22 protein-coding genes are annotated in these 23271 nt (G+C 67.9%); 8 read left to right on the top strand and 14 right to left on the bottom strand.

What is annotated here, in order from left to right:
- Positions 1–4 precede the first annotated feature (4 nt).
- The 7 genes from ROV95_RS12885 to ROV95_RS12855 form a co-directional block, all read right to left on the bottom strand.
- The gene (locus ROV95_RS12885; protein ID WP_312544726.1) at positions 5–1537 is read right to left on the bottom strand and encodes an MFS transporter; all 1533 of its coding nucleotides are present in this window, start codon (positions 1535–1537) and stop codon (positions 5–7) included.
- 151 nt (positions 1538–1688) lie between these two features.
- Positions 1689–2435, bottom strand: coding sequence for a hypothetical protein (locus ROV95_RS12880; RefSeq protein WP_312544725.1), 747 nt, complete (start codon positions 2433–2435; stop codon positions 1689–1691).
- On the bottom strand, positions 2435–3055 hold the full coding sequence (locus ROV95_RS12875) for a DUF3299 domain-containing protein (protein ID WP_312544723.1): 621 nt from the start codon (positions 3053–3055) through the stop codon (positions 2435–2437). The genes ROV95_RS12880 and ROV95_RS12875 overlap by 1 nt, the downstream gene beginning before the upstream one ends.
- The gene (locus ROV95_RS12870) at positions 3045–3596 is read right to left on the bottom strand and encodes a DUF3299 domain-containing protein (protein ID WP_043396119.1); all 552 of its coding nucleotides are present in this window, start codon (positions 3594–3596) and stop codon (positions 3045–3047) included. The genes ROV95_RS12875 and ROV95_RS12870 overlap by 11 nt, the downstream gene beginning before the upstream one ends.
- Before the next feature lie 2 nt (positions 3597–3598).
- Positions 3599–4852: an ABC transporter permease gene (locus tag ROV95_RS12865; protein WP_227844288.1), complete on the bottom strand. Its 1254-nt coding sequence runs from the start codon at positions 4850–4852 to the stop codon at positions 3599–3601.
- Entirely contained in the window at positions 4845–5540 is a 696-nt protein-coding gene (locus tag ROV95_RS12860; protein ID WP_312544720.1) for an ATP-binding cassette domain-containing protein, read from the bottom strand. The genes ROV95_RS12865 and ROV95_RS12860 overlap by 8 nt, the downstream gene beginning before the upstream one ends.
- Positions 5537–6070, bottom strand: coding sequence for a DUF2796 domain-containing protein (locus ROV95_RS12855; protein WP_134729095.1), 534 nt, complete (start codon positions 6068–6070; stop codon positions 5537–5539). Before ROV95_RS12855 ends, ROV95_RS12860 begins: the two co-directional genes overlap by 4 nt.
- 32 nt (positions 6071–6102) lie before the next feature.
- On the opposite strand from ROV95_RS12855, the gene ROV95_RS12850 reads away from it, so the two are divergent.
- Entirely contained in the window at positions 6103–6576 is a 474-nt protein-coding gene (locus tag ROV95_RS12850; RefSeq protein ID WP_019659826.1) for a MerC domain-containing protein, read from the top strand.
- A gap of 154 nt (positions 6577–6730) precedes the next feature.
- Here ROV95_RS12850 and ROV95_RS12845 read toward each other — a convergent pair whose 3' ends face one another.
- Entirely contained in the window at positions 6731–7633 is a 903-nt protein-coding gene (locus ROV95_RS12845; protein WP_111101885.1) for a LysR family transcriptional regulator, read from the bottom strand.
- Positions 7634–7751: 118 nt separating this feature from the next.
- On the opposite strand from ROV95_RS12845, the gene dkgB reads away from it, so the two are divergent.
- From dkgB to ROV95_RS12825, 4 genes are read left to right on the top strand one after another with little or no spacing between them, the layout of a single operon-like run.
- Positions 7752–8555, top strand: coding sequence for a 2,5-didehydrogluconate reductase DkgB (dkgB, locus tag ROV95_RS12840; RefSeq protein ID WP_312544717.1), 804 nt, complete (start codon positions 7752–7754; stop codon positions 8553–8555).
- Positions 8556–8566: 11 nt separating this feature from the next.
- Positions 8567–9541: a TIGR03571 family LLM class oxidoreductase gene (locus ROV95_RS12835; protein WP_312544715.1), complete on the top strand. Its 975-nt coding sequence runs from the start codon at positions 8567–8569 to the stop codon at positions 9539–9541.
- A 19-nt stretch (positions 9542–9560) separates the two neighbouring features.
- Positions 9561–10499 (top strand): cyclase family protein, encoded by a 939-nt coding sequence (locus tag ROV95_RS12830; RefSeq protein WP_312544714.1) that lies wholly within the window; start codon positions 9561–9563, stop codon positions 10497–10499.
- Complete coding sequence (locus tag ROV95_RS12825) at positions 10496–10819, top strand: adenylate cyclase (protein WP_312544712.1); 324 nt, start codon at positions 10496–10498, stop codon at positions 10817–10819. The genes ROV95_RS12830 and ROV95_RS12825 overlap by 4 nt, the downstream gene beginning before the upstream one ends.
- Positions 10820–10838: 19 nt before the next feature.
- On the opposite strand, the gene ROV95_RS12820 is transcribed toward ROV95_RS12825, so the two are convergent.
- Positions 10839–11792 (bottom strand): LysR family transcriptional regulator, encoded by a 954-nt coding sequence (locus tag ROV95_RS12820; protein WP_312544711.1) that lies wholly within the window; start codon positions 11790–11792, stop codon positions 10839–10841.
- Positions 11793–11898: 106 nt separating this feature from the next.
- On the opposite strand from ROV95_RS12820, the gene ROV95_RS12815 reads away from it, so the two are divergent.
- A complete protein-coding gene (locus ROV95_RS12815) occupies positions 11899–12642 on the top strand; it encodes an SDR family oxidoreductase (RefSeq protein WP_312544709.1) in 744 nt (247 codons plus the stop codon).
- Between the two features lie 117 nt (positions 12643–12759).
- Here ROV95_RS12815 and ROV95_RS12810 read toward each other — a convergent pair whose 3' ends face one another.
- From ROV95_RS12810 to ROV95_RS12800, 3 genes are read right to left on the bottom strand one after another with little or no spacing between them, the layout of a single operon-like run.
- Complete coding sequence (locus tag ROV95_RS12810) at positions 12760–15837, bottom strand: CusA/CzcA family heavy metal efflux RND transporter (RefSeq protein WP_312544708.1); 3078 nt, start codon at positions 15835–15837, stop codon at positions 12760–12762.
- Positions 15834–17006: an efflux RND transporter periplasmic adaptor subunit gene (locus tag ROV95_RS12805; RefSeq protein WP_312544706.1), complete on the bottom strand. Its 1173-nt coding sequence runs from the start codon at positions 17004–17006 to the stop codon at positions 15834–15836. Before ROV95_RS12805 ends, ROV95_RS12810 begins: the two co-directional genes overlap by 4 nt.
- The gene (locus ROV95_RS12800) at positions 17003–18250 is read right to left on the bottom strand and encodes a TolC family protein (protein WP_312544704.1); all 1248 of its coding nucleotides are present in this window, start codon (positions 18248–18250) and stop codon (positions 17003–17005) included. The genes ROV95_RS12805 and ROV95_RS12800 overlap by 4 nt, the downstream gene beginning before the upstream one ends.
- 62 nt (positions 18251–18312) lie before the next feature.
- Here ROV95_RS12800 and ROV95_RS12795 point away from each other — a divergent pair, with 62 nt between their 5' ends.
- Together ROV95_RS12795 and ROV95_RS12790 are read left to right on the top strand one after the other, a co-directional pair.
- Positions 18313–18987 carry a response regulator gene (locus tag ROV95_RS12795; RefSeq protein WP_155029636.1) on the top strand — a complete coding sequence of 225 codons (675 nt, stop codon included), beginning with the start codon at positions 18313–18315 and terminating at the stop codon, positions 18985–18987.
- Positions 18980–20353 carry a sensor histidine kinase gene (locus tag ROV95_RS12790; protein WP_312544702.1) on the top strand — a complete coding sequence of 458 codons (1374 nt, stop codon included), beginning with the start codon at positions 18980–18982 and terminating at the stop codon, positions 20351–20353. Before ROV95_RS12795 ends, ROV95_RS12790 begins: the two co-directional genes overlap by 8 nt.
- A gap of 143 nt (positions 20354–20496) precedes the next feature.
- On the opposite strand, the gene ROV95_RS12785 is transcribed toward ROV95_RS12790, so the two are convergent.
- Together ROV95_RS12785 and ROV95_RS12780 are read right to left on the bottom strand one after the other, a co-directional pair.
- Entirely contained in the window at positions 20497–22848 is a 2352-nt protein-coding gene (locus ROV95_RS12785) for a GH92 family glycosyl hydrolase (protein WP_312544701.1), read from the bottom strand.
- A 96-nt stretch (positions 22849–22944) separates the two neighbouring features.
- Positions 22945–23268, bottom strand: a complete 324-nt coding sequence (locus tag ROV95_RS12780) for a thioredoxin family protein (protein ID WP_312544699.1) — start codon at positions 23266–23268, stop codon at positions 22945–22947.
- Positions 23269–23271: the final 3 nt, after the last annotated feature.

The following is a 23271-nucleotide window of genomic DNA, read 5'->3' as shown; positions in this document are numbered from 1 at the left end:
CGCTTCATTTTACGCGATCGGCCGCGCCCTCGCGGCTGCCGACGCGGCCGCGCAGCAGGCGCGCGATGATCGCCGCACCCAGCGCCAGCACCGCCGTGATCACCAGCAGCACGATCTGGTAGCCACGGTCATACGCGGCCGCAGCCTGTGCGAACCACTCGCCCTGCCCGCTCTCGCGCGCGGCATGCAGCGCCTGGGTGAAACCCTCGCGGGCAAGCGCGGGCATATCGGCCGAGACCGGCAGGAACGCGCTGTACATTGCGGCACTCAGGCTGCCCAGCATCGCCACCGCCAGCAGGCCACCGAACTCATAGGACACTTCTTCCACCGACGAGGCCATGCCCGCACGGTGCGCCGGCACGTTGTTGAGGATGGCGGTGGACGCCACCGAGATGGCCGAACCCATACCGAAGCCGGTGATGGCCATGCCAGCCACCACCCAACCAAGGCCGTGCGGGAAACCGAACGCCACCACGCCGACGCCCAGTGCACCTCCGGCCAGGCCACCACAGATCAGCGGGCGCAGGCCAACCCGGTGCAGGATGCTGCCGCCGAGCAGCGCACTGGGCAGGCTGCCCAGTGCCGCCACCGACACCAGCAGGCCCGCCTGCAGCGGCGTGAAACCTGCCACCAGCTGGAAGCGCTGCGTGGTGACCAACTGCAGGCCGGCCATCGCGAACAGGGTGAACACCGCCGACAGCGTGCCGGCCAGGAACGCCGGATTACGGAAGATCGCAAAGTCCAGCAGCGGGTACGGCAGCTGCTGCTGGCGGCGCGCGAACGCCGCACCGCTGATGACGGCCAACACCAGCGCGCCTGCGCCCAGCGCATATGAGGTCGGCGTGGCGATCAGCGACTTGATCGCCAGCACCAGGCCGGACAGTGCAGCCAATGCCAGCACTGACGACACCAGGTCCCATGGCCGCGAGGTGTCGCGCCGTCCTTCCGGCGCCAGCAACAGCGTGGCCACGAACGCGACCACCACCACCGGCACGTTGATCAGGAACACCGAGCCCCACCAGAAGTGCTGCAGCAGCCAGCCGCCAATGATCGGTCCGAGCGCCGCACCGACAATGGCGACCGAACCCCAGATCGCGATGGCGATGTTGCGTTCGCGTTCTTCGTTGAAGCTCAGTCCGATCAACGCCAACGTGGCCGGCATCATCGCTGCGGCACCGATCGCCAGGAATGCACGCGCGGCAATCAGCTGCGTTGCGGAGTCAGCGAACGCCGCTGCCAGCGAGGCCACGCCGAACACCACCAGGCCGATCAGGAACATGCGGCGGTGGCCGATGCGGTCGCCCAGCGTACCCGCACCCAGCAGCAGGCCGGCCATCACCAGCGGATAGGCGTTGATGATCCACAGCGCCTGGCCGGCACTGGCCGAGAGTTCCTGGGTCAGCGTGGGCAGTGCGGTGTAGAGCACGGAGTTGTCGAGCGTGACCAGCAGCAGGCCAGCGGCGACGGTGAACAACAGTGCCCAGCGACGGGCACGCGACAGGGCCGGCGCACCGGCCAAGGGCTGGGACAAAGCCATGGGAGAACCTGATCGGGGGTGGAATACGGCCATAACTATACAGGATGTCCTGTATAGTTATGAAAACAGCACCACCAATTCAGATTGGGGCCCGGGCAATGTTCATGTTGTCGTGCCCCTCATGCCGGGTCGTGCCCGGTGTCAGGGATCATCACCGGCAATCTTCCGGCAGTGCGGCAATCGCCGATACCACCGCCGCCTGCATGCCCTTCCCCACGGCCATGTCCAGTTCCCCGCCAGTTCCCCCGTGCTGGCGCCGCAGCTCGTCCTCGCACAGGCCGCGCACCCGCGCACGGGCATTCGCGCGCAGGCTGCTGCACCGCCAGTCGGCGCCACCCAGTGGCAGCACCGAATACACCACGCTGTTGCAGGCATTGCCGGCACGCTGCTGCAACGGCAGTCCACCGAAATCCCGCGGCTCGCTGCTGCGCTGCGGGTCGAAGTAGCTGTCCGGGAACGTGCGCGCGTACTGTTCGATATCCACCGCCATGCTGCGCCCACCGGCCAACGGCATCTGCAGCGGCTGCCCGCACGGCGTCGCATCGGCGCGGTGCTGAATGTACTGGTAGATCGGCCGGTCCAGCGATGGGTCCTGCTGGGTCACCGCGCTGACTGCCGCCAGCACCGGCAGCGATGCACGATTGGCCATGCGCGCCAGCAGCCCCGCCTGCGCCGGCTGGCAGCGGTCGCGCAATGTTGCTGCGAGCAGGAAGAGCACGTCGTTGCGAAACGCGGGGTCATCACCCAGGCGCTGTTCGATACGCTGGCTGGCATCGGACGCCGGTGCCGGAAACGCGACTGCCGGCGGAGCAGCGGGTGCCGCCCGCCGCTGCCACCACACCAGCAGCACAACTGCGCCCAGCAGCACCGCGGTAGCCATGAGCCATCGACTGCGCATCAGTTGCGGATCGCCGTCAGCGTGGCTGCCGCGGCATCGTAGGACGCGCTGGCGATGTCCGCGTCGAAACGCTTCACCTGCAGGCGGCCGGCAAGCCGGTACGGATCCCACAGATCGCCCAGCGCGATCGGTGTCGCCAGGGTCACGTGGATGATCTGATTGGGTGGCGGCGGCGGCACATGGATGCACGCGCCGTAGAACGGCACGAACAGCAGTTCATCGACCAGGCCGGCATCGTTGGTGCCGAGCGGCACCACGTAGCCATCCAGATCCACCGCGCGACCGTCGACAGCGTCGACCACGCGCGAGGAGCCGAACTGCTTGACCCGGTCCGGGCTGGAATGGTCGATCTCCAGCCCCGGTGGCGTGCCCGAGCCGGTGTCGTCGATCAGGCCACCCACGCCATCCATGCCATTGCGTGACAGGCCGATCTGCGGGGGTGGGCGCTGGTAGGTCACTTCGTCGGGTCGCAACGCGTCCCAACGGTCGATGGGGGCTTCGGCCGTGGCGGAGGGCGCCGGCTTGTCCTGCGGCCCGACCACCAAGGCATCGCCGCCCGGCGCCGTACAGCCTGCCAACCACAGGCATCCCACCGCCAGCAACAGGTGACTACGGTTCATAGGGCCTCAGCTGTGCGTCACGCATGGTGTAGGCCGAACCGGCCAGATCGTCATCCAACCGTTCGGCGCGCAGGGTGCCTGCCAGGAAGAACGGTGAGTACATGTCCGGCATCTCGATCGGGCGCGGCAGTACGACGTGCACGATCTGGTTCGGTGGCGGTGGTGGCACGTGGATGCAGGCGCCGTAGTACGGCACGAACAGGAATTCGGTCAGCCGCCCGTCCTGCGCGTTGGCCAGTGGCACCACGTAACCCGGCAGGCGCACCGGCCGCTGCAGGACCGTGTCCACCGTGCGGAAGGTACCGAACTGCGGCATGCGCCGGTTGCCGTTGTGCTCGACCTCCGGGCCCTCGCCCCGCTCCAGCGCGGCCAGCTCGTCCTTGGGCATCATCTGCAACCAGTCCAGCTCCTGCTCCACAGCGCCTGCAGGGTCATCGCGGTCGACGACCGGCGAGGGTGGCAAGGCCTGTACGCCGGTATCCACCGGCCGCTCACAGGCGGCCAGCGCCAGCACCATTGCCACTACCCGCATCCATCGCATGCTCAGCCTCCCGGTGAAAGGCCATCGGCCAAGGTGCGCCGGTAAGCGAGCAACGCCGGGACCAGCCCGGCTACGGCGCTGATCAGCAGCACGCCCGCAGCCCATGCCAGTTCACGGCCATCCGGCCAGACATGGGTGATCGACAGACCGAAGGTGGCCAGTACCCAGCCGCGCCCGGCAATGCTGGCGACCACCAGCAGCGACAGGGCCAGCACGCAGGCCACCGCACTGGTCGCCACCGCCTCCACCACCAGCAGGCCAGCGATGTAACCCGGTCGCGCGCCGGTGGCACGCAGGATGGCCATCTCACGCCGCCGCTCCTGCAGGGTGGAGACCAGCAGCGCCACCAGGGAGCCCATGCCCAGCAGCACCACCATTGCACTGATCAGCTGCAGGGCTCGCTCGGCGGTGCCCAGCGACTGCCACAGCTGCTGCAGGGTCACGCCGGGCAGGATCGCCAGCATCGCCTCGTCCGGATACTCGTTGATCCTGCGCTGTACCGAGAACGTGGAGATGCGCGAGTTCAGGCCGAGCATGAAGGCGGTGATGCTGGTCGGGGTCAGGTCCAGGTGGCGCGCCTGCTCGGCGCTGACGCTCTGGCTGCGCAGCTGTACGCCCGATCGCCAGTCAACATGGATCGCCTCGATGGCCGGCAGCGAGACCAGCAGCGACGAATCCACCGGCGTGCCGGTACGCTGCAGGATGCCGGCAACGCGGAACGGCTTGTCGGCATGCGTGGCCAGCGTGACCGCGCCGGTGCCGTGCGCCAGCACGATCTTGTCGCCGAGGCCGACCTTCTGCGCGCGAGCCACCTCCGCGCCGATCACCGCGTCATACAGATCATCGAAGGGCCGCCCCTGTGCAAAGGCCAGCGCGTGGCCGGAACCATAACGATAGTGTTCAAAGTAGCCGCCAGTGGTACCCACTACCCGGTAGCCGCGCCAGGAATCGCCCAGCGACAACGGCACCGACCACTTCACCTGCGGCAATGCGGACAGCTCCTGGTAGGACTGCCAGGACACGTTGTTGGTCGGGTCGCCGATATGGAACACCGAGTACAGCAGCAGGTTCACCGGTCCCGAGCGCGCACCAACGATCAGATCGGTGCCCGATACGGTGCTGGCAAACCCCTCGTGCGCCTGCGTGCGTACACGCTCGACGCCCAGCAGCAGCACCACGCTGAGGGTGATGACCAGCACGGTCAGGCCCACGCTCAACGCGCGGCTGCGCAGGCTGGCCCAGGCAAGCTCAAGCATTGCCGGCACCTGCCTGGTTGATCTCGGACAGTGAAATGGTGCGGTCGAACAACGGCTGCAGGCTGTCGTCATGGCTGACCACCAGCACCGTGGTGCCGGCCGCCTGGCACTGCGCGGACATCAGCTGCAGGAAGGCGGTCGCCGCTTCGCGGTCGAGCGCCGAGGTGGGCTCATCGGCCAGCAGCAACGTCGGACGGCCGATCAGGGCGCGCGCTGCCGCCACGCGTTGTTGCTGGCCAACACTGAGCGTACCCGCCCGCCGCTGCATCAGCTCAGGATTGAGCTGCAGGGCCTGCAGCAGGCGGGCGATCTCGGCATCCAGCGGCCCGCTGATGCGTGCGCTGCGCAGGCGCGAGAAGCGCAGGCCCAGCGCGATGTTGTCGCGCACGGTGAGGAACGGCAGCAGATTGAACTGCTGGAAGATCACGCCCAGCTGGTCGGCACGGAAACGATCCCGCGCCGCAGCACCCACGTCCTGCAGTGCGTGGCCGGCCACCTCGACACGGCCCTTGCCGGGCAGCAGCACGCCCGCCAGCAGGCCCAGCAGGGTGCTTTTGCCGCCACCGCTGATTCCGCGCAGCAACACGCTGCTGCCCTGCTCGACCCACAACCGCGGGATGTCCAGCACCAGCCGCGTGCCGTAGCCGAACTGCACGTCTTCCAGCGAGATCACCGGTGCCGCGCTCACGGTGCCAGCACCACGCGCAGGTTGTCGGGCGTCAGCACACTGCGGTTCTGGCCATTGGCGGTTGCACTGTTGACGATGACTTCGTGCAGGCCCGGGAACAGCACGGGCAAGCGCACGACGATCGCCCGCAGCTCGGCAGGTTTGGCACAGTGGTACTGCAGCGTTGCGCTGAAACCTGCGTGCCGGTGCTGTCCCGGCGGCGGCGCGGCGGCCGTCGCGTCGAAACCCTCTGCATCGGCTTTACCGGTGGCCAGACGGCACTCTGCAGCGGTGGGCAAGGTGACCCAGTTGCCGCCCTTCAGCAATGACGTCGCCCGTGCCAGCGCGGCCTGCTCGGCTGCATTGGCCGGCGGCCGCTCGTAATCGAGGATGCCGATGCCGGGGGCCTGAAGGGCGAATTCCAGGGTTTGCTGGTCAAGCGCAACATCCACTGTTGCCTGGCCATGCACGTGCGGTGCGTGCTGGCGGATGTCATGGGCCTGTGCGGCGCTGGCAGCCAGCAGCAGGAATAGAACAGCAGGAAGCTTCATGGGGGAGTCTCCAATTGTTACTATGTAACATTATGGACCATATCCCCACGACGCCCGCAAGGGCCCTGGCCCAGCCGCCAACTTCGGCACGCTGGCACCCCCGCTTCGATCTTGCCGGTGCCTGGCTGTCCCTGGCCTGCGCCGCCCACTGCATCGCCCTGCCCCTGCTGCTGGCCTTCGTGCCGGCAGCGATGATGGCGCTGCGCTCGTTCCAGCATCCCGGCCATGGCGCGATGACATTGCTGCTGATGATGTCGCGCTGGGAGTGGCTGTTCGCGCTGCTGGCCTCCTCGCTGGCCTTGGCGAGCACCTCGGCCGGGGTGCACCGGCACGGGCGCTGGCAGCCCCTGCGGCTGGCCTGCGCCGGCGCCATCCTGCTGCTGTCGGCCTCTCTGTATCTGCCGCTGAAGGAATCGCTGCTCTGGCATGGCGTAGTGACAGCCAGTGGTGGCGCGCTGCTGGCGTTCGCTCACATCGGCAATCGGCGCGCGCTGCGCAACCGCTAACACCGGCCGCAGGTCGGTTGGAACACGCCATCCACGCATGGCGTGGATCTACCGATGCGCTCGACGCAGCCAACGGTAGTGCCAGGCCGCTGGCCGGCAGCTGCGGTGATCCGGCAGGTGGGGAAAGCCGGCCAGCGGCCGGCTCTACCCTTCTCTATTCGTCGAACGGTCGCTGTCCCAGCGTCTGCGTCACGTGGTCGACGAAGCACGTGATGCGCGCGGCCAGCGCGGTGTTGCGGTAGTACACCGCATTGATCGGCTGCCGCACCTCCTGCGTCTGCTTGGCGAACAGCTGCACCAGGCGGCCCTCACGCCGATCCTGGCGGGTCAGGAAATCAGACAGGCAGGCGATGCCCAGCCCGGCCACCGCCATCTGCCGCAGCGTCTCGCCACTGGATGAAGCGATCGCCGGCGCGATCACGAAAGGCCCGCCATCGGCATCGTGCAGCGGCCACTCGTTCAATGAACTGGGCTGGGTAAATCCCAGCAGATCGTGCTTGCGCAGCTGCTCCACGCGTGTCGGTGTGCCATGCCGTCGCAGGTACTCGGGACTGGCGACGACGCGGATGCGGCTGTGGCCGATCGGCCGCGCATGCAGGGTGGAATCGCGCAGCACGCCGATGCGGAACGCCACGTCGGTGCGCTTCTCGATCAGGTCGGTGATGCCCTCGTTGGAATTCAGCTCCAGCTCGACCTGCGGGTAGCGCTCGCGGAAGCCCTCCAGCAACGGCACGATCACATGCAGCATGAACGGCGTGGCGGCGTCCACGCGCAGGCGCCCGACCGGCTGCAGCCGCCGCGCGGCCATCTGTTCCTCGGCCTCGTCCACCGTGGCGAGGATCGTGCGCGCGTACTCCAGGAACGCCGCGCCTTCCTCGGTCAGCTCCAGCCGCCGCGTGGTCCGCCGCAGCAGCGTGGTCTGCAGCTTGTCTTCCAGCCGCGCCAGGGTGCGGCTGGTGGCCGAGATGGTCAGCTCCAGCGCCTCGGCCGCCGCCGTGATCGAACCACTGTCGACCACGGCCACGAAGGCCTTCAGCTCATCCAGGGTGGTTTTCATTTTTTACCTCGGCGCAAAAGCGTTTCCCGTATACACAGCTTAATCAACAAATGTAAAGCGCCCACACTTCGCCCTGTCCCGAGCCCACCGGCTCTCAACGAAGTCCCTGGAGTCCATCATGAGCCTTCCTTCCTTTGGCGTCGGCACCTTCCGCCTGACCGGCCAGACCGTCATCGACTCGGTGCGCAACGCCCTTGAGGTCGGCTACCGTGCGATCGATACCGCGCAGATCTATGGCAACGAAGCCGAAGTCGGCCAGGCCATCGCCGAATCCGGCGTCCCACGCGACCAGCTGTTCCTGACCACCAAGATCTGGGTGGACAACTACGCCGCCGACAAGCTGATCCCGAGCCTGCGCGACAGCCTGGCCAAGCTGCGCACCGACTATGTCGACCTGCTGCTGATCCACTGGCCGGCGCCGGGCAATGGCGTTGAACTGCGCGAATACATGACCGCGCTGGCCGACGCCAAGACGCTGGGCCTGACCCGCCAGATCGGTGTGTCCAACTTCAACATCGAGCTGACCCGGCAGGCCATCGAGGTGGTCGGTGCCGGCGAGATCGCCACCAACCAGATCGAACTGAGCCCCTACCTGCAGAACCCGGCACTGACCACCTTCCTGCAGGACCAGGGCATCACCGTGACCTCCTACATGACCCTGGCCTACGGCAAGGTGCTGAAGGATCCGGTGCTGACCGCCATCGCCGGCAAGCACCAGGCCACCGTGGCCCAGGTTGCGCTGGCGTGGGCGCTGCAGCGGGGTTACTCGGTCATCCCGTCCTCGACCAAGCGCGAGAACCTGGCCAGCAACCTGCTCGCCCAGGACCTGCGCCTGGATGCCGATGACATGGCCGCGATCGCCGCGCTTGACCGCAACGGCCGCGAAGTCGATCCGCCGGGCCTGGCCCCGGCCTGGGACTGAGGAGCCTGGCCATGGGCAGTGCGTTGGCGCGGCTGCAGGCCGGTGGCTTCAGCATCGGCATCGAAGCACCGCTGGACAATGACTGGACGCCGCTGGGCGAACAGGCACGACGCGCCGCGCGACGCCTGCCCGGCGAACCGGACCTGCAGCGCCATGCGGAACTGGCACGGTTGACCGACCGCCTCGGCTTCCGTGCGCTGTGGGTACGCGACGTGCCGGTGTACGACCCGGCCTTCGGCGATGCGGCGCAGGTGTTCGAGGTATTCAGTTACCTCGGCTACTTGGCCGGCATCACCAATGACATCCTGCTGGGCACCGGTGCGGTGGTGCTGCCGATCCGTGAGCCGTTGCTGACCCTGAAGTCGGCGCGCAGCGTGCAGCGGCTCAGCGGTGACCGCCTGCTGCTGGGCGTGGCCAGTGGCGACCGCCCGGTGGAGTACCCGCTGTTCGGCCGCGACTTCGACACCCGCGGCAGCCGCTTCCGCGAGCACATCGCACTGCTGCGCGAAGGCGCCGCCGCGCGCCTGCCGCAGGGCCTGGACGTGCTGCCCGCGGATGGCCCGTCCCTGCCGCTGTTCGTGGCCGGCCTGGCCCAGCAGCAACCGGCGTGGATCGGCCAGCACATGGATGGCTGCCTGGCTTACCCGGGCACGCCACAGGACCATGCGCAACGCGTGGCGGCCTGGCGCGCCGTGGCCGGCAACAAGCCCTATGCCAGCTTCATCCACCTGAACCTGGTGGCCGATGCCGATGCTCCTCTGCAGCGCTGGCGCTTCGGCCTGCGCGGCGGCCGCAACGCCCTGCTGGCCGAGCTGCACGCCATGCAGGCGGCCGGTGTCGACCACATCGGCCTGCAGTTCCGCCGCAACGAACGGCCGTTGGCCGAGACCTTCCACGAAATCGCCGAGTACGTGCTCCCGCACTTCCCGGCCCATGCCGGCGCCACCGCGCCGCATGCCCCGCTTGCCGCCCCCGCGACGGCCTGACAGTTACCGGAGCTTTGCCATGAAGATCAAGACCCTGGCCGCGCTTGCGCTGGCCACCCTGCCGCTGTCCTTCCAGGCCACCGCCGAGGAGTGGTACCCCTCTGCCTACGGCGCCAACGACGAGATCGGCGCCGCCAACCTGCTCACCATGGACGTGGTCAAGCACGCGGTATCGCTGGTCAGGACCGGCAAGACCTATCCGCTGGCGGTGCCGGTGGACAAGAACCTGCCCGCGTTCCGCCACCGCAGCTTCCGCCTGTACAACGTGCAGGTCGGCCAGCAGGCCGGCACGTCGCTGGGCCCCAACAAGTTCACCTTCAACGATGAACTGGTGAACGCCTGGACCGGCGTTGGCACCCAGCTCAACGGCATCGGCCATATCGGCATCGACAACGTCTACTACAACGGCAACAAGGCCGCCGACTTCGTCACCGTGGACGGCGTGCGCAAGCTCGGCGTCGAGAAGGTGCCGCCAATGGTCACCCGCGGCGTCGTGCTGGACATGACTGCGTACTACGGCAAGGCGATCGTGCCCGGCGGCACCGAGTTCACCGTGGCCGACATCCAGGCCGTGCTGAAGAAGCAGGGCCTGAGCCTGCGCAAGGGCGACGTGGTGCTGTTCAACACCGGCTGGCTGGAACTGATCGGCAAGGACGACAAACAGTTCCTGGAAGTGGAACCGGGCATTGGCATGCAGGCGGCGAAGTGGCTGGCCGACCAGGGCATCGTCGCCTTCGGTGGCGACACCTGGGCCTCGGAGGTCTACCCGAACCCGAACGGTGCCGAGGAGTTCCCGATCAACCAGTACATGCTGGCCAAGCGCGGCATCTACAACCTGGAGCTGATCGACAGCCGTGCGCTGGTGCGCGACAAGGCCTGGGAATTCCTGTTCGTGCTCGGCCAGCCGCTGTACGTCGGCTCGACCCAGGTCAACATAAACCCGGTGGCGATCCGATGAACGCGGCGTCCACCCTGCCACTGTTCGCCGGCCGCCGCTTCCGCGTCAGCTATGACGGCCTGACGGCAGACAACGCATACAGTGCCGATGGCCGCCATGTGCAGTACGCCATCGTCTCAGGCGCCTATGCCGGTGCACAGGGTGAAGCCGCCTGCGAGTGGCAGCAGATCAGCGACGGGGTCTATGCCATTTCGTGGCAGGAAGCCGATGGCGCTACGGTCGTGCATGTCGATGACTTCGCGTGCGGGCATTCGCTGGCCTGGTTCACCGCCACCGATGGCAGTTTCCATCGCATGCAGGGGTCGCTGGCAGCGCTGTGATGCCGGCCAGCGGCCGGCACTACCCCCTGCGGTCGGACAGCTTCGCGTGCCGCTCCGGTAGTGCCGGCCGCTGGCCGGCAACCCCGGTCTGCTCGAACACCCCGGCCACCCAGTCGATGAACACCCGCAAGCGCGGCGACGGCGTGCGGTTGCGCGGGTAGACCAGGCTCAACGGGCTTGGGGTCGGCGGCGCGTCCGGCAACAGCTCCACCAGCTGCCCGCGCGCGATATACGGGTCCATCCGGTAGCGCGGAGCCTGGATGATGCCCAGGCCCGCCAGCGCGGCGCCGAGGAACGCATCCGCACCGGACACACGCACCCGCGCCGGCAGCGGCACGTAGCGCACCTGCCCGCCCTGCTGGAACTCCAGCGGAATCAGCTGGCCGGTGGCGCTGGAGCGATAGCCCACCATTTCATGGCCGCCCAGCAGGGACGCGATGCTGCCGGGCACACCCTTGTCCTGCAGGTAACCCGGCGCGGCCACCGTGACCTCGCGCAGCATCGCCAACCGGCGCGCCGCCAGATCGCTATCGGCCAGCGTCCCCACCCGCAACGCCGCATCCACGCCTTCGCGCAGCAGATCGACATAGCGGTCGCCTTCACTGACGTCCAGCTCGATCTCCGGATAGCGCTGCAGGAATTCCGGCAGGTGCGGAAACAGCAGGTGCCGGCCCAGCGTGCCATGCACTTCAATGCGCAAGGGGCCGCGCGGCGGCGCGTCACGGAAGGCGGCCTCGGCATCGTCCATGTCGGCGATCAGGCGCAGGCAACGGCCATAGAAGGCCTCGCCTTCCAACGTCGGCACCACCAGCCGCGTGGTCCTGTGCAGCAGGCGCACGCCCAGCCGCTGTTCCAGCGCCTTGATCGCGTCGGTCACCGTGGCCCGCGGCAGGCCGAGGTCCTCGGAGGCCCGGGTGAAGCTACGGCGCTCGACGATACGGACGAAGGCGCGCATGGCCGTAAAGCGGTCCATTGTTCGGCTATCCGGATGATGTTGGCGGATTATGCAGGATTATCCGAACGTGCGATGGCGCGAACATGGCCCTGCGCCGCTCCGGCGCGCCCCAGTGGAAGCCACCATGACCCTCTCCCCCGCCCGCTCTGTCGCTCTGGTCACCGGCGGCTCCCGTGGCATCGGCGCGGCCATCTCCCGCCGCCTGGCCGCCGATGACCACGCGGTCGCGATCAACTATGCGGGCCGCCGCGACGACGCCGAAGCCTTGGCGGCCGAACTCAACGCAGCCGGCGCGCAGGCCATCGCGCTGCAGGCCGATGTGGCCGATCCGCAGGCGGTCTACCAGCTGTTCAACGCCATCGAGGCCCGTTTCGGCGGCATCGACGTGGTGGTCAACAGCGCCGGCGTATTGCAGCTGGCGCCGCTCGCCGACACCGACGACGCCCTGTTCGAGCGGGTGATCGGCATCAACCTCAAGGGCGCCTTCAACGTGCTGCGCGAAAGCGCGCGACGGGTGCGCGACGGCGGGCGCATCATCACGCTGTCCACCAGCGTGGTCGGGACCCGGCTGGAGAACTACAGCGTGTATGCGGCCAGCAAGTCGGCGGTGGAGACCATGGGCGCGATCCTCAGCAAGGAGCTGCGCGGGCGCAACATCACCGTGAACGCCGTGGCGCCGGGCCCGACCGCCACCGATCTGTTCCTGGATGGGAAATCGCCCGAGCTGATCGAGCGGTTGGCGAAGATGAACCCCCTGGAGCGGCTGGGTACGCCGGAGGACATCGCCGGTGCGGTGGCGTTCCTGGTTGGTGCCGATGGCGGGTGGATCAACGGCCAGGTGCTGCGCGCCAATGGCGGGATGGTGTAGTCCGCACAGGTGGCATCCACGCATGGCGCGACGCCCTTGTAGAGCCGAGCCCATGCTCGGCTGCTCTTCGCGCAAACGCCAGAAGCAGCCGAGCATGGGCTCGGCTCTACAGGTAGGTCAGGCGATGCGCGCCTCGCGGCGGCGATGCACCCAGTAGTACAACGTGGGCAGTACCAGCAGGGTCAGCAGCATCGCCGACAGCAGGCCGCCGATCACCACCACCGCGAGCGGCTTCTGGGTCTCGGCACCGATCGCATGCGAGGTGGCCATCGGCAGCAGGCCGAACATCGCCAGCAGTGCGGTCATCAGCACCGTGCGCAGGCGCTGCAGCGAACCCTGCACCACGGATTGCAGCAGGTCCATGCCCTGCTCGCGCAGCTGGGCGAAGCGGCTGAGCATCACCACGCCGTTCAGCACCGCTTGCCCGAACAATGCAATAAAGCCGATTGCCGCCGACACCGACAGCGGAATGCCGGTCAGCCACAGGGCCAGGATGCCGCCGATCATCGCCAGTGGCACGTTGGCCAGGATCAGCGCGGCGCTGCTGATGTCCTTGAAGGCATCGAACAGCAGCACGAAGATGATCAACACCGACAGCGGAATCACCCAGGCCAGGCGCTTCATCGCACGCTGCTGGTTCTCGAACTCGCCGGACCACTCCAGCCGGTAGCCTTCCGGCAGCTGTACGCTGGCATCCACGCGCTTGCGCATGTCAGCCACCACGCTGCCCATGTCGCGGCCGGCGATGAAGATGCTCACCGCCTTCACCCGCTGTGCGTTCTCGCGCGAGATGTTGATCGCGCCGCTGGCCATGCGGAAGTCGGCCACGTCGGACAGTGTCACGGTGTGGCCATCGCCGATGCCAACCGGCACCGTACGCAGCCGCTGCAGGTCACGATCGGCATCGTCCAGGCGCAGGGTGATCGGGAACCTGCGGTCCCCCTCCCACAGCTCGCCGACCTGGCGCCCGCCCAGTGCGGTCTCGATCACCTCGTCGATGTCGCGCACGTTCAGGCCATAGCGCGCAGCGCGGTCGCGATCAATCTCGATCTGCAGCTGCGGCAACGAGCCGTCGCGGTCGATGAAGGCGCTCTCCACGCCCTCCACGCCGCGTACCTGCCCGAGGATCGCCTGCGCCTGCTGGTTCAACACGTCCAGATCCGAGCCGCTGACCTTGATCACGACCTGGCCCTTGATCTGCGAGATGCTCTCCAGGATGTTGTCGCGCACCGGCTGCGAAATCGAGAACTCGGGGCCCGGAATGCGCTGCTCCAGCGTGCGCTGCAGGTCGCTCACCAGCTGTCGCTTGTCCACGCTTTTCGGCCATTCCTTCTCCGGCTTCAACGCCACCAGCGCCTCGATCTGGTTGGCGCCCTTGGCATCGGAGCCGTCTTCCGGGCGTCCCAGCTTGGCCACCACCGTCGATACCTGCGGGAACGTGCCGACCAGTTCGCGGATGCGCCGCGACTGCTGCTGCGCTTCGGCCAGGCTGGTGCTGGGGTCTAGCGTGGCGGTCAGCCAGATCGAGCCTTCGTCCAGCTCGGGCAGGAACTCCGATCCCAGGCGGGTGCCCAGCGCCAGCGTGCCCACCAGCAGCGCGACTGCGGTCAGTACCACCGCACGCGGGCGGGCCAGTGCGCGCTCCAGGACCGGCCGGTACCAGCCGGTCAGGCGGTCCATCAGCGGATTGCCGTCGCGCATGCGGTCGCGCCGCAGCCACCAGTAGCAGAACAACGGCACCACGGCCAGCGCCAGGATCAGCGCGCCGATCAATGCCGAGGTCACCGAGTACGCCATCGGCGCGAACATGCGGCCTTCCTGGCGCTGCAGCGTGAAGATCGGGATGTGCGCGGCGATGATGATCAGCATCGAGAAGAACGTCGGCCGGCCCACTTCCGAAGCGGCCGACAGAATGGTCGACAACCGCGTCTTCCGATCAGCCGCAGGTGGCAGCTTCGACAATCGCGAGACGATGTGCTCGGTCACGATCACCGCGCCATCGATGATGATGCCGAAGTCCATCGCACCCAGCGACAGCAGGTTGGCCGGCACGCCCCACAGATGCAGGCCGAGGAAGGTCGACAGCAGCGCCAGCGGCATCATCGCCGCCACGATCAGCGCGGCACGGGCGTTGTACAGGAACAGCCACAGCACCAGGAACACCAGCACCGCGCCTTCCAGCAGGTTGCGGAAGACCGTCTTCAGCGTGGTCGAGACCAGCCATGAGCGGTCGTAGAACGGCTCGATGCTGACCCCGGCCGGCAGCTGGTTGGCCTCGATCTCGGCGATGCGCGCATGCAGCGCGTCGAGCACGTCGGACGGGTTCTCGCCCTTGCGCATCAGCACCATGCCGAACACCGCATCGTCATTGTCGTCCTGGCCGACCAGGCCCTGCCGGGGCAGCCCGGTATCGGCGATGCCGGCCAGGTCGCGTACCAGGATCGGCGTTCCTCCGCGTTGCGCCACCACCACGTTGCCGATGTCGGCCGGCGAGCGCATCAGGCCCACGCCGCGGATCAGGAACTGCTGCTGGCCGCGTTCCACGTAGCCGCCGCCGGCATTCGAGCTGCCCCTCTCCATCGCCTCGGCGAACTCACCCAGGCTGATGCCGCGGTCACGCAGCTTGTCCAGGTCCGGCTTGACCTGGAAGGTACGCGCGAAGCCGCCGAAACTGATCACATCGGCCACGCCCGGCACGGTGCGCAGGCTGCGCTCCATCGTCCATTCCTGCACGGTGCGCAGCTGGGTTGGCGTCATGTGCGGGCCTTTCAGCACATAGCGGTAGATCTCACCTACCGCCGAGCTCATCGCTTCCAGTTCCGGGGTCACCCCTTCCGGCAGCTCCACGCCCTGCAGGCGCTCCAGGACCTGCTGGCGTGCGAAGTAGTCATCGGCCTTGTCGTCGAAGGTCAGGATGATCATCGACAGGCCGAACTGCGTATGCGAGAACACCCGCACCGAATGCGGGATGCCGGACAACGCCACCTCCAATGGCATCGTCACCTCGCGCTCGACCTCTTCGGCGGCACGGCCCGGGTGCAGCGACACCACGGTCACCTGGGTGTCGGATACATCCGGGAAGGCTTCCACCGGCAGTACGCGGAACGCGGCAATGCCAGCACCCATGAACAGCAGCAGTGCCAGCATCACCATCAATGGCTGGCGCAGGCAGTAGGCAATCAGGCGATCGATCATGGGGCGGCGTGCCCCGTGCCGGTGCTGGCGGCGGCCGGTGCGCTGTCCGCCAGCTGCTGCAGCAGCAGGCCGCCTTCTACCACCACCCTGGCGCCTGCGGCCAGGCCCTCACGCACCCACAGCCGGCCATCGCCCAGCTCCTCGGCATGCACCGCGTGACGCACGAAGCGGCCCTTGCCCTCCTCCACGAACACCACCTGCTTGCCGTCGATCAACAACACGGCCGCATCGGGCAGCGAGACACCGCCCTCGGCCGGCAACGCCACCTGGGCGCGCACGTACTGCCCCGCCTTGAAACCGCGTGCGCGGTTGTCCAGCTCGGCGCGCGCCTGCACCACGCGGCGTTCGCTGTCGACGAAGTCATCCACGTGCTGCAGGGTCGCCTGCAGCGGCTGTCCATCGGCCCCGGGCACGCTCACCTGCATGCCCGCCTTCAAACGTCCGGCCAGGCCCTCCGGTACATCCAGCTGCAACCACAGGCGGTCCGGATCGCCAATCACCGCCAATGGCCGTTCGCTGTCGGGGCTGACCGCCATGCCTGGGCTCATCCGCCGCTCCACCAGCACGCCATCGATCGGCGCGCGCAACGGCAGGCGCTGATCGACGTGCTGGCCATTGCCATAGGCCTTGGCGAAGGCGGTGGCACGCGCTTGATCGGCCTGGCTGCCGGCGAAATTGGCCTCGGCCTCGTCCAGTTCGCGGCCCGACGCCACACCTGCCGCATGCAACTCGCGGGTGCGCTCCAGCTCCTTGCGCGCCTGCTGCAGCTGGGCACGGCCGCGCACGCCCTCCGCCTGGGCCTGACCGAATTCGGGCGAAGTGATCCAGGCGATCACTTGGCCCGCCTTCACTTTCTGCCCCGGCTGTGCCTCGATACGCGCCACCTGCCCGGCCAACGGCGTACGCAGCGCGCTGGAGCGCGTCTCGTCCCAGACCACCCGGCCCGGCAGCTGCAGGCTGGCGCTGGCGCCGGCGGTGACCGCCTCGCTGCGTAGCACGTCCAGCTGGCGGCTACCGGCAGGAAACTGGATCTGGCCAGCACTGACCTTCGGCCCGTCCTCGGTATACGACGCCGGTTCGCGGCCGCAGCCGCCCAGCAGGGCCAGCGCCAGCAAGGCCGGCAGCACGGCCTGTCGCGCCTGCGGTCGATAAGCGACGGTGGACTTCATCGGGACTCTCCTTCAGCAACGGATGTGGCCGCTTCCCAGCGCGCCAGGGCAATGGCATGGTCGGCACGCGCATCGATCAGCGCCGTCTCGAAGTCGCGCCAGCTGCGGCGCGCATCCAGCAGATCGGTCAGGCTGGCGGCGCCGCGCCGGTACGCCAGTTCGATGCCCTGCACCGCCTTGCGTGCGGCGTCGGACTGCAGTCCCTCATAGTCGCTGCGGCGCTGTGCGGCGGACTGCGCGCTGGCCTGCAGCTGGTCCAGCTCGGCGCGTGCTTCGCGCTGCAGTACCTGCAGCTCCAGCGCGGCGCTGTCACGGTCGGCCTCGGCTCGCTGGATCGCGCCGCGTGCACGTGACGGGCCGCCGAGCGGGATGGTCAATGACACTCCCCAGGTGACACCGCTGATGTCGGTCGGCTCGCGCTCGGCCTCCACACCCAGCTGGATGTCGCGATGGCGCTCACTGCGCGCCAGTGCCACACCGGCGTCGGCCGCGGCCAGGCGCGAACGTGCCGCGCGCAGATCGGCACGCTGCTGCGGATCGAACGCACGCACGCTGGCCACGCTGCTGGCCTCCGGCCAAGGATCATCGGCGCTGAGGTCATGGCTGTCGTCACGCCCGAGCAGAAGGCCCAGCGCATGCCGCGCATCGCGCAGATCCAGGGCCGCCTCGCGCGCCGCGTCGGCCACCGCCAGGTCGTCCACCGCCAGCCGCGCGCGGTCGACCGGCGCCATCGCCCCGGTGGCAACCTGCTTGTCGGCTGCCGCCATCTGTTCGGCCGAACTCTGGCGGTTGGCCTCGGCAATCTGCACCCGCTCCTGCGCGCGCTTCAGGCCGAAGTAGGCCTCATGCAGCGCCACCTGCTGGCGGCGCCGCGCATCGAGCATCTCCAGCCCGGCCACTTCCAGCAGCGCATCGGCCTGGCGGATACGCAACGCACGCTTGCCACCGCGCTCCCAGGTCCAGCCCAGGCCCACGGTGCTGTCCACCCGCTTGTCCTGCCAGCGTCCGGAGCCGATGCCATGCTTGGGGCTGATCTTGCTGGTGCCGATCGACAACTCGGTCGCCGGGCGCAACGCCGCCGTCTGCACATCGCCCTGCACGCCGCGCAGCTCCAGTGCCGCCGCACGCAGGTCCGGGTTGTGTGCTTCCATGGCGCGCTGCGCTTCCTGCAGGGACAGCGCCGAAGCCGCAGGCGCGCACGAAAGGGCGGCCAGCAGGGCCGCAAGACAACGGGAGAAATTCATGCACGTCACGGTAAGGTGATGCACTTGCGCCAAACTTGCCCCAACCTTGCACGAAGCTTGCAATGCGAATCCTGCTGATCGAAGACGACGCCGCTCTGGCCGATGGACTGATCCGCGCCCTGCAGGGCGCCGGCCATCTGTGCGACCACCTTTCGCGCGGGCTGCACGCGCCGGCTGCACTGGCCAGCGTGCCGTATGACGTGATGGTGCTGGACCTTTCATTGCCTGACGTCGATGGCCTGGACCTGCTCTCTCGCCTGCGCAACGACGGCGTCACCCTGCCGGTGCTGATCCTGACCGCGCGCGACGGTGTGGAGGACCGCATCCTCGGCCTCGACCGGGGTGGCGACGATTACCTGGCCAAGCCATTTGCACTCGGTGAGCTGGAGGCGCGCCTGCGTGCGCTGTCACGCCGCCGAAGCGACGCACCGGCAAAGAAGCGGCTGGGCCGGTTGTGCTTCGACAGCATCCGCAATGAAGTGCAGGTGGAAGGCCAGCGCATCGAACTGACCGCGCGCGAGCTGTCGCTGGTCGAGGCACTGATGCAGCATCCCGGCCGCACCGTCACCAAGCAGCGCCTGTTCGACGCGCTGTACAGCTGGGATCACGAGGCCAACCTGTCGGTGATCGAAGTGCACGTCAGCCGCCTGCGCCGCAAGCTGGAGCAGGCACGCGCCGGCGTCGGCATCCGCATGTTGCGTGGCCTGGGGTATCGGCTGGAGGCCGGGGGTGACTGAGCGCGTGCACAGCCTGCGGGGGCTGCTGCTGCGCCGCCTGTGGCTGCCCCTGCTGGTGCTGCTGCTGTGCAGCGCAGTCGGTTCGTTCGCGCTGGCCCGCTTCTACGCCGGCCAGGTCTATGACCGCTGGCTGCTGGATTCGGCGATGTCGTTGTCCGAGCTGGTGAAGGTGCAGGACGGGCGTGCCTCGATCGAGATCACGCCTGCGGTGTCGCGCATGTTCACCTGGGATACCGCTGACGAAGTGCATGGCGAAGTGGTCGACGCCGCGGGCGGGCGCCTGTATGGCGACCTGCCCGAAGCGCTGCCCCGCCCCGCGATCGCTGCCGGCAGCGACGATGCCGTCTACTACGACGCGCGCCTGCGTGGGCAGCCGGTGCGCATGGTCGAAGTCGTGGTCAGCGCCGGGCCGGGCCACGATATCCGCCTGCGCGTGGCCGAGACGCTGCGCAAGCGCCACCGCCTGGAGCGCAAGCTGCTGCTGGCCAGCATCCCGTTCCAGGCCGCGATCCTGGCGCTGGCTGCGTGGCTGGCCTGGTCCGGTACCGGCGCGGCTGCACGCCACGCCAACCAGGTGGCACGGCGGTTGGCCAGCCCACGCCCCGACCCGCTGGCGCCGCTGGAGCCGGCGCAGGAGGCGCCGCGCGAACTGTGGCCGGCGGTGGAGGCCTACAACGCCCTGCTGCAGCGACTGGACGCCATGCAGGCCGCGCAACGGCGCTTCGTCAGCAACGCCGCGCACCAGCTGCGCACGCCGCTGGCGGCAATGCAGGTGGAGCTGGAGAGTTCATTGCGCCAACAGGATCCGCAGTCCCAGCAGCTGGCGCTGTCAGGCACGCTGGCCGGTTTGGCGCGGCTGCAGCACCTGGTCAACCAACTGCTGATGCTCAGCCGTTCGGAAGATCCCCATGGCAGCGTACTGCCGCTGCAGCCGCTCGACCTGGCCGCGCTGGCGCGGGGCGTGGTCGAGCGCTACGCCGACCGTGCGTTGGCGGCGGGCGTGGACCTGGGTTACGACGGACCCGACGACGGCGTGCAGGTACAAGGCGATCCGCAGCTGTTGCGCGAGGCACTGGGCAACCTGCTGGACAACGCGCTGCGCTACGGCGCCGTGCCCGGCGTGATCACCCTGGGACTACAGCGGGATGCCGAGGGCGTGCAGGTGTGGGTGGACGATGACGGTACAGGCATCGCCGAAGCCGAACGCGCGCGCGTCACGGAACGCTTCTACCGGGCGAGCAGCGAGGGCGACGGCTGCGGACTGGGCCTGGCGATCGTGGCCGAGATCGCGCAGCGGCATGGCGCGACCTTGATGATTGATACCGCCCCGATCGGCGGTGCGCGGGTGGGGTTGCGGTTTCGCTGACCTTTGTCGAATTGCCCTTGTAGAGCCGAGCCCATGCTCGGCTGCCGTTGACGCGATACCTGAGCCGAGCATGGGCTCGGCTCTACATGTTCCCGGTCACCCGTGAAGCGTGCCAACCAAGGTTGGCACCTACCGAGTGCGCGTCATCGGCTCATCGAATACGGCGCCTGCGCGCCCTGCCCCGGCCAGTCCCTGTTCGGCTCGGCCTGCATGCTGAAGCGCAGTTCGCCACCGGCCAGGATCTCGTCGTGGCGCAGGAAGGTACGCTGCAGCGGCTTGCCGTTCAACGTCACGCTGCCCACGTACGTGTGCGCGTCATCCAGCCCCTCGGCCACGATGGTGAACGTCTTGCCGTTCGGAAGACGCATCGCGGTCTTCGGCAGGAACGGGCGGCCGAGGATGTACTCGCCCGAGCCCGGGGCCACCGGATAGAAGCCCAGCGCGGTGAACACGTACCAGGCCGACATCTGGCCGACATCATCGTTGCCGGCCAGCCCATCGGGGCGGTCGGCATACTGGGTGTCCATGATCTGCTTCAACCGCGCCTGGGTGCGCCACGGCTGACCTGCATACGAATACAGGTAGGCCACGTGGTGGCTGGGCTCGTTGCCGTGCGCATACCAGCCGATCAGGCCGGTGATGTCTTCCATGTGCTCGAAGATGGACGGATCCACCTTGGCGTTGAATACATCGTCCAGGCGCGCGAGCAGCTTGTCGCTGCCACCGTGCGCTGCTGCCAGTCCGGCAACATCCTGCGGCACGTACCACGAATACTGCCAGGCGTTGCCTTCGGTGTAGTCGGTGCCATAGCCGCTGGCACTGGGGTCGAACGGAGTGCGGAAGCTGCCATCGCGCTTGCGCGCACGCATGAAACCGGTGTCCTTGTCGAAGGCATTGCGCCAGTTGCCGGCACGCTTGTCGAAGGTCGCCGCCACATCGGTCTTGCCCATCGCCTGCGCCATGCGCGCGATGGTCCAGTCATCGAAGGCGTACTCCAGCGTCTTGCTGGCGGCCTCGCCTTCCTCGTCGATCGGCACATAGCCCAGCTCGCGGTATTGCGCGATGCCGTCATAGGGGCCGTAGTTGGCAGTCTCGATCATCGCCTTCAGTGCCTTGTCGGCGTCGAAGCCGCGAATGCCCTTCACGTAGGCGTCGGCGATCACCGGCACGGCGTGGTAGCCGATCATGCACCAGTCTTCCAGGCCATGGAACGACCACACCGGCAGCATGCCGTACGGGCTGTGCTGATGGTGCGCCAGCATCGAATTGACGAAGTCGCTGTTGCGTTTCTCCGGCTGCACCAGCGTCAGCAACGGATGCAGCGCGCGGTAGGTGTCCCACAGCGAGAACGTCGAGTAGTTCGTGTAGCCCTCGGCCTTGTGCACGGCATTGTCCGGCCCGCGGTACTGGCCATCGGCATCCATGAACAGCGTCGGCCCCAGCAGGGTGTGGTACAGCGCGGTATAGGCACTGCGGCGGGCGTGCTCGGGCGCATCGATATCGAGCACCGACAGCGCCTGCGTCCATTCCTGTTTCGCCTGCGCACGCACGCGATCGAAATCAAAGTCGGCCACTTCCGCGTCGAGGTTGGCAATGGCGCCGGCTTCGCTGACCGGCGAGATCGCGACCTTGACCACCAGCGGTGCATCCAGCTTGCCGAATGCGAAGGTACCGACCAGCTGGCGGCCCTCGATCTGGGCGCGCTGCGCCGGGTCCTTTTCGCCCGGCGGCGGGAAGCCCTTGTAGACGATGTCCTGCTCGGTGTTGTGCAGCTCATGCCCGGAAAGCGGCCGCGAGAAACGCATCGCGAAGTACAGCTGGCGACCCGGCGCCCAGCCGCGCGTCTGCCGGAAGCCGGTCACGGTACCATCGGCGCGCACCCGCACCCGCGACCACAGCACCTTGCCCGGGTAGTCGTACATGCTCGTGCGCATGTCCAGCAGCACCTTGGCGTCGGCGCCCCTGGGGAAGGCGTAGCGATGCACGCCCACGCGCGCACTGGTGGTCAGCTCGGCGCGCACCTTGTAGTCGTCCAGGGTGACGGCGTAGTAGCCCGGCTCGGCCTTCTCATCGTCATGGCGGAAGCGAGAGGTATAGCCGCTGCCCGGCTTCTCAGGATCGCCACGCTCCAGGCCGGGACTGCCGGTGAACGGCATCAGCAGGATGTCGCCCAGATCGGAATGGCCAGTGCCGGAAAAATGCGTGTGCGAGAAGCCGACGATGCTGCTGTCGTCGTAGCGGTAGCCGGCTGCCCAGCCATAGGCCTTTTCGCGTGGCTGGATGCGTGTGTCCGGGCTGAGCTGGACCATGCCGAACGGCACCGTGGCACCCGGGTAAGTGTGGCCTTCACCACCCGTACCAATGAACGGGTCGACCGAGGCATAGGCCTTGTCGGCGGCGGTTCTGGCAGGCGCGGCCGACGCCAGGCCGGAAGCGAGCATCGCCGTGGCGGCGACAGCGATCAGGAGACGACGGTCCAGCGTGGGCATCGGCATTTGGATCGATTCAGGCGATAGCCGGATCCTAGCACCGGGCATGTAACGCCGCATGCTGCAGTGCGACTGCCCGGTGCCCCGCACCGGGTTCACTCTTCAACCGGGAAGTGCGCTCCGCAACGAAATGAGATCCGCGCTGTCCAGCGGCCTTACCACCCGCGCGATCTCTTCTCCATCGCGCAGCAGCACCACCGTCGGCCACAGCTTCACCTTGAACGCTCGCCCCAATGGCCTTCCCTTGCCATCCTCGATCTTCCAATGCGGCAGATCGTTCGCGTCGACAAAGGCCTGCAACGCGGGCTGCGCGGCCTGGCAATGACCACACCAGGGCGAACCGAACTCCAGCACCTGCCAGCCAGGCTGCGCCGCCACCTCCGCAGAGGTGGGCTCGTTCGCAAGGTGATCACGCATGAACGGCATGAG

The organism is Stenotrophomonas maltophilia group sp. msm1 (genome assembly GCF_032025805.1).
In the GTDB taxonomy this organism is placed as follows: Bacteria; Pseudomonadota; Gammaproteobacteria; order Xanthomonadales; family Xanthomonadaceae; genus Stenotrophomonas; species Stenotrophomonas hibiscicola.
Note: the sequence above shows the minus strand (reverse complement) of the source record. Positions and strands in the feature narration are given on the sequence as shown.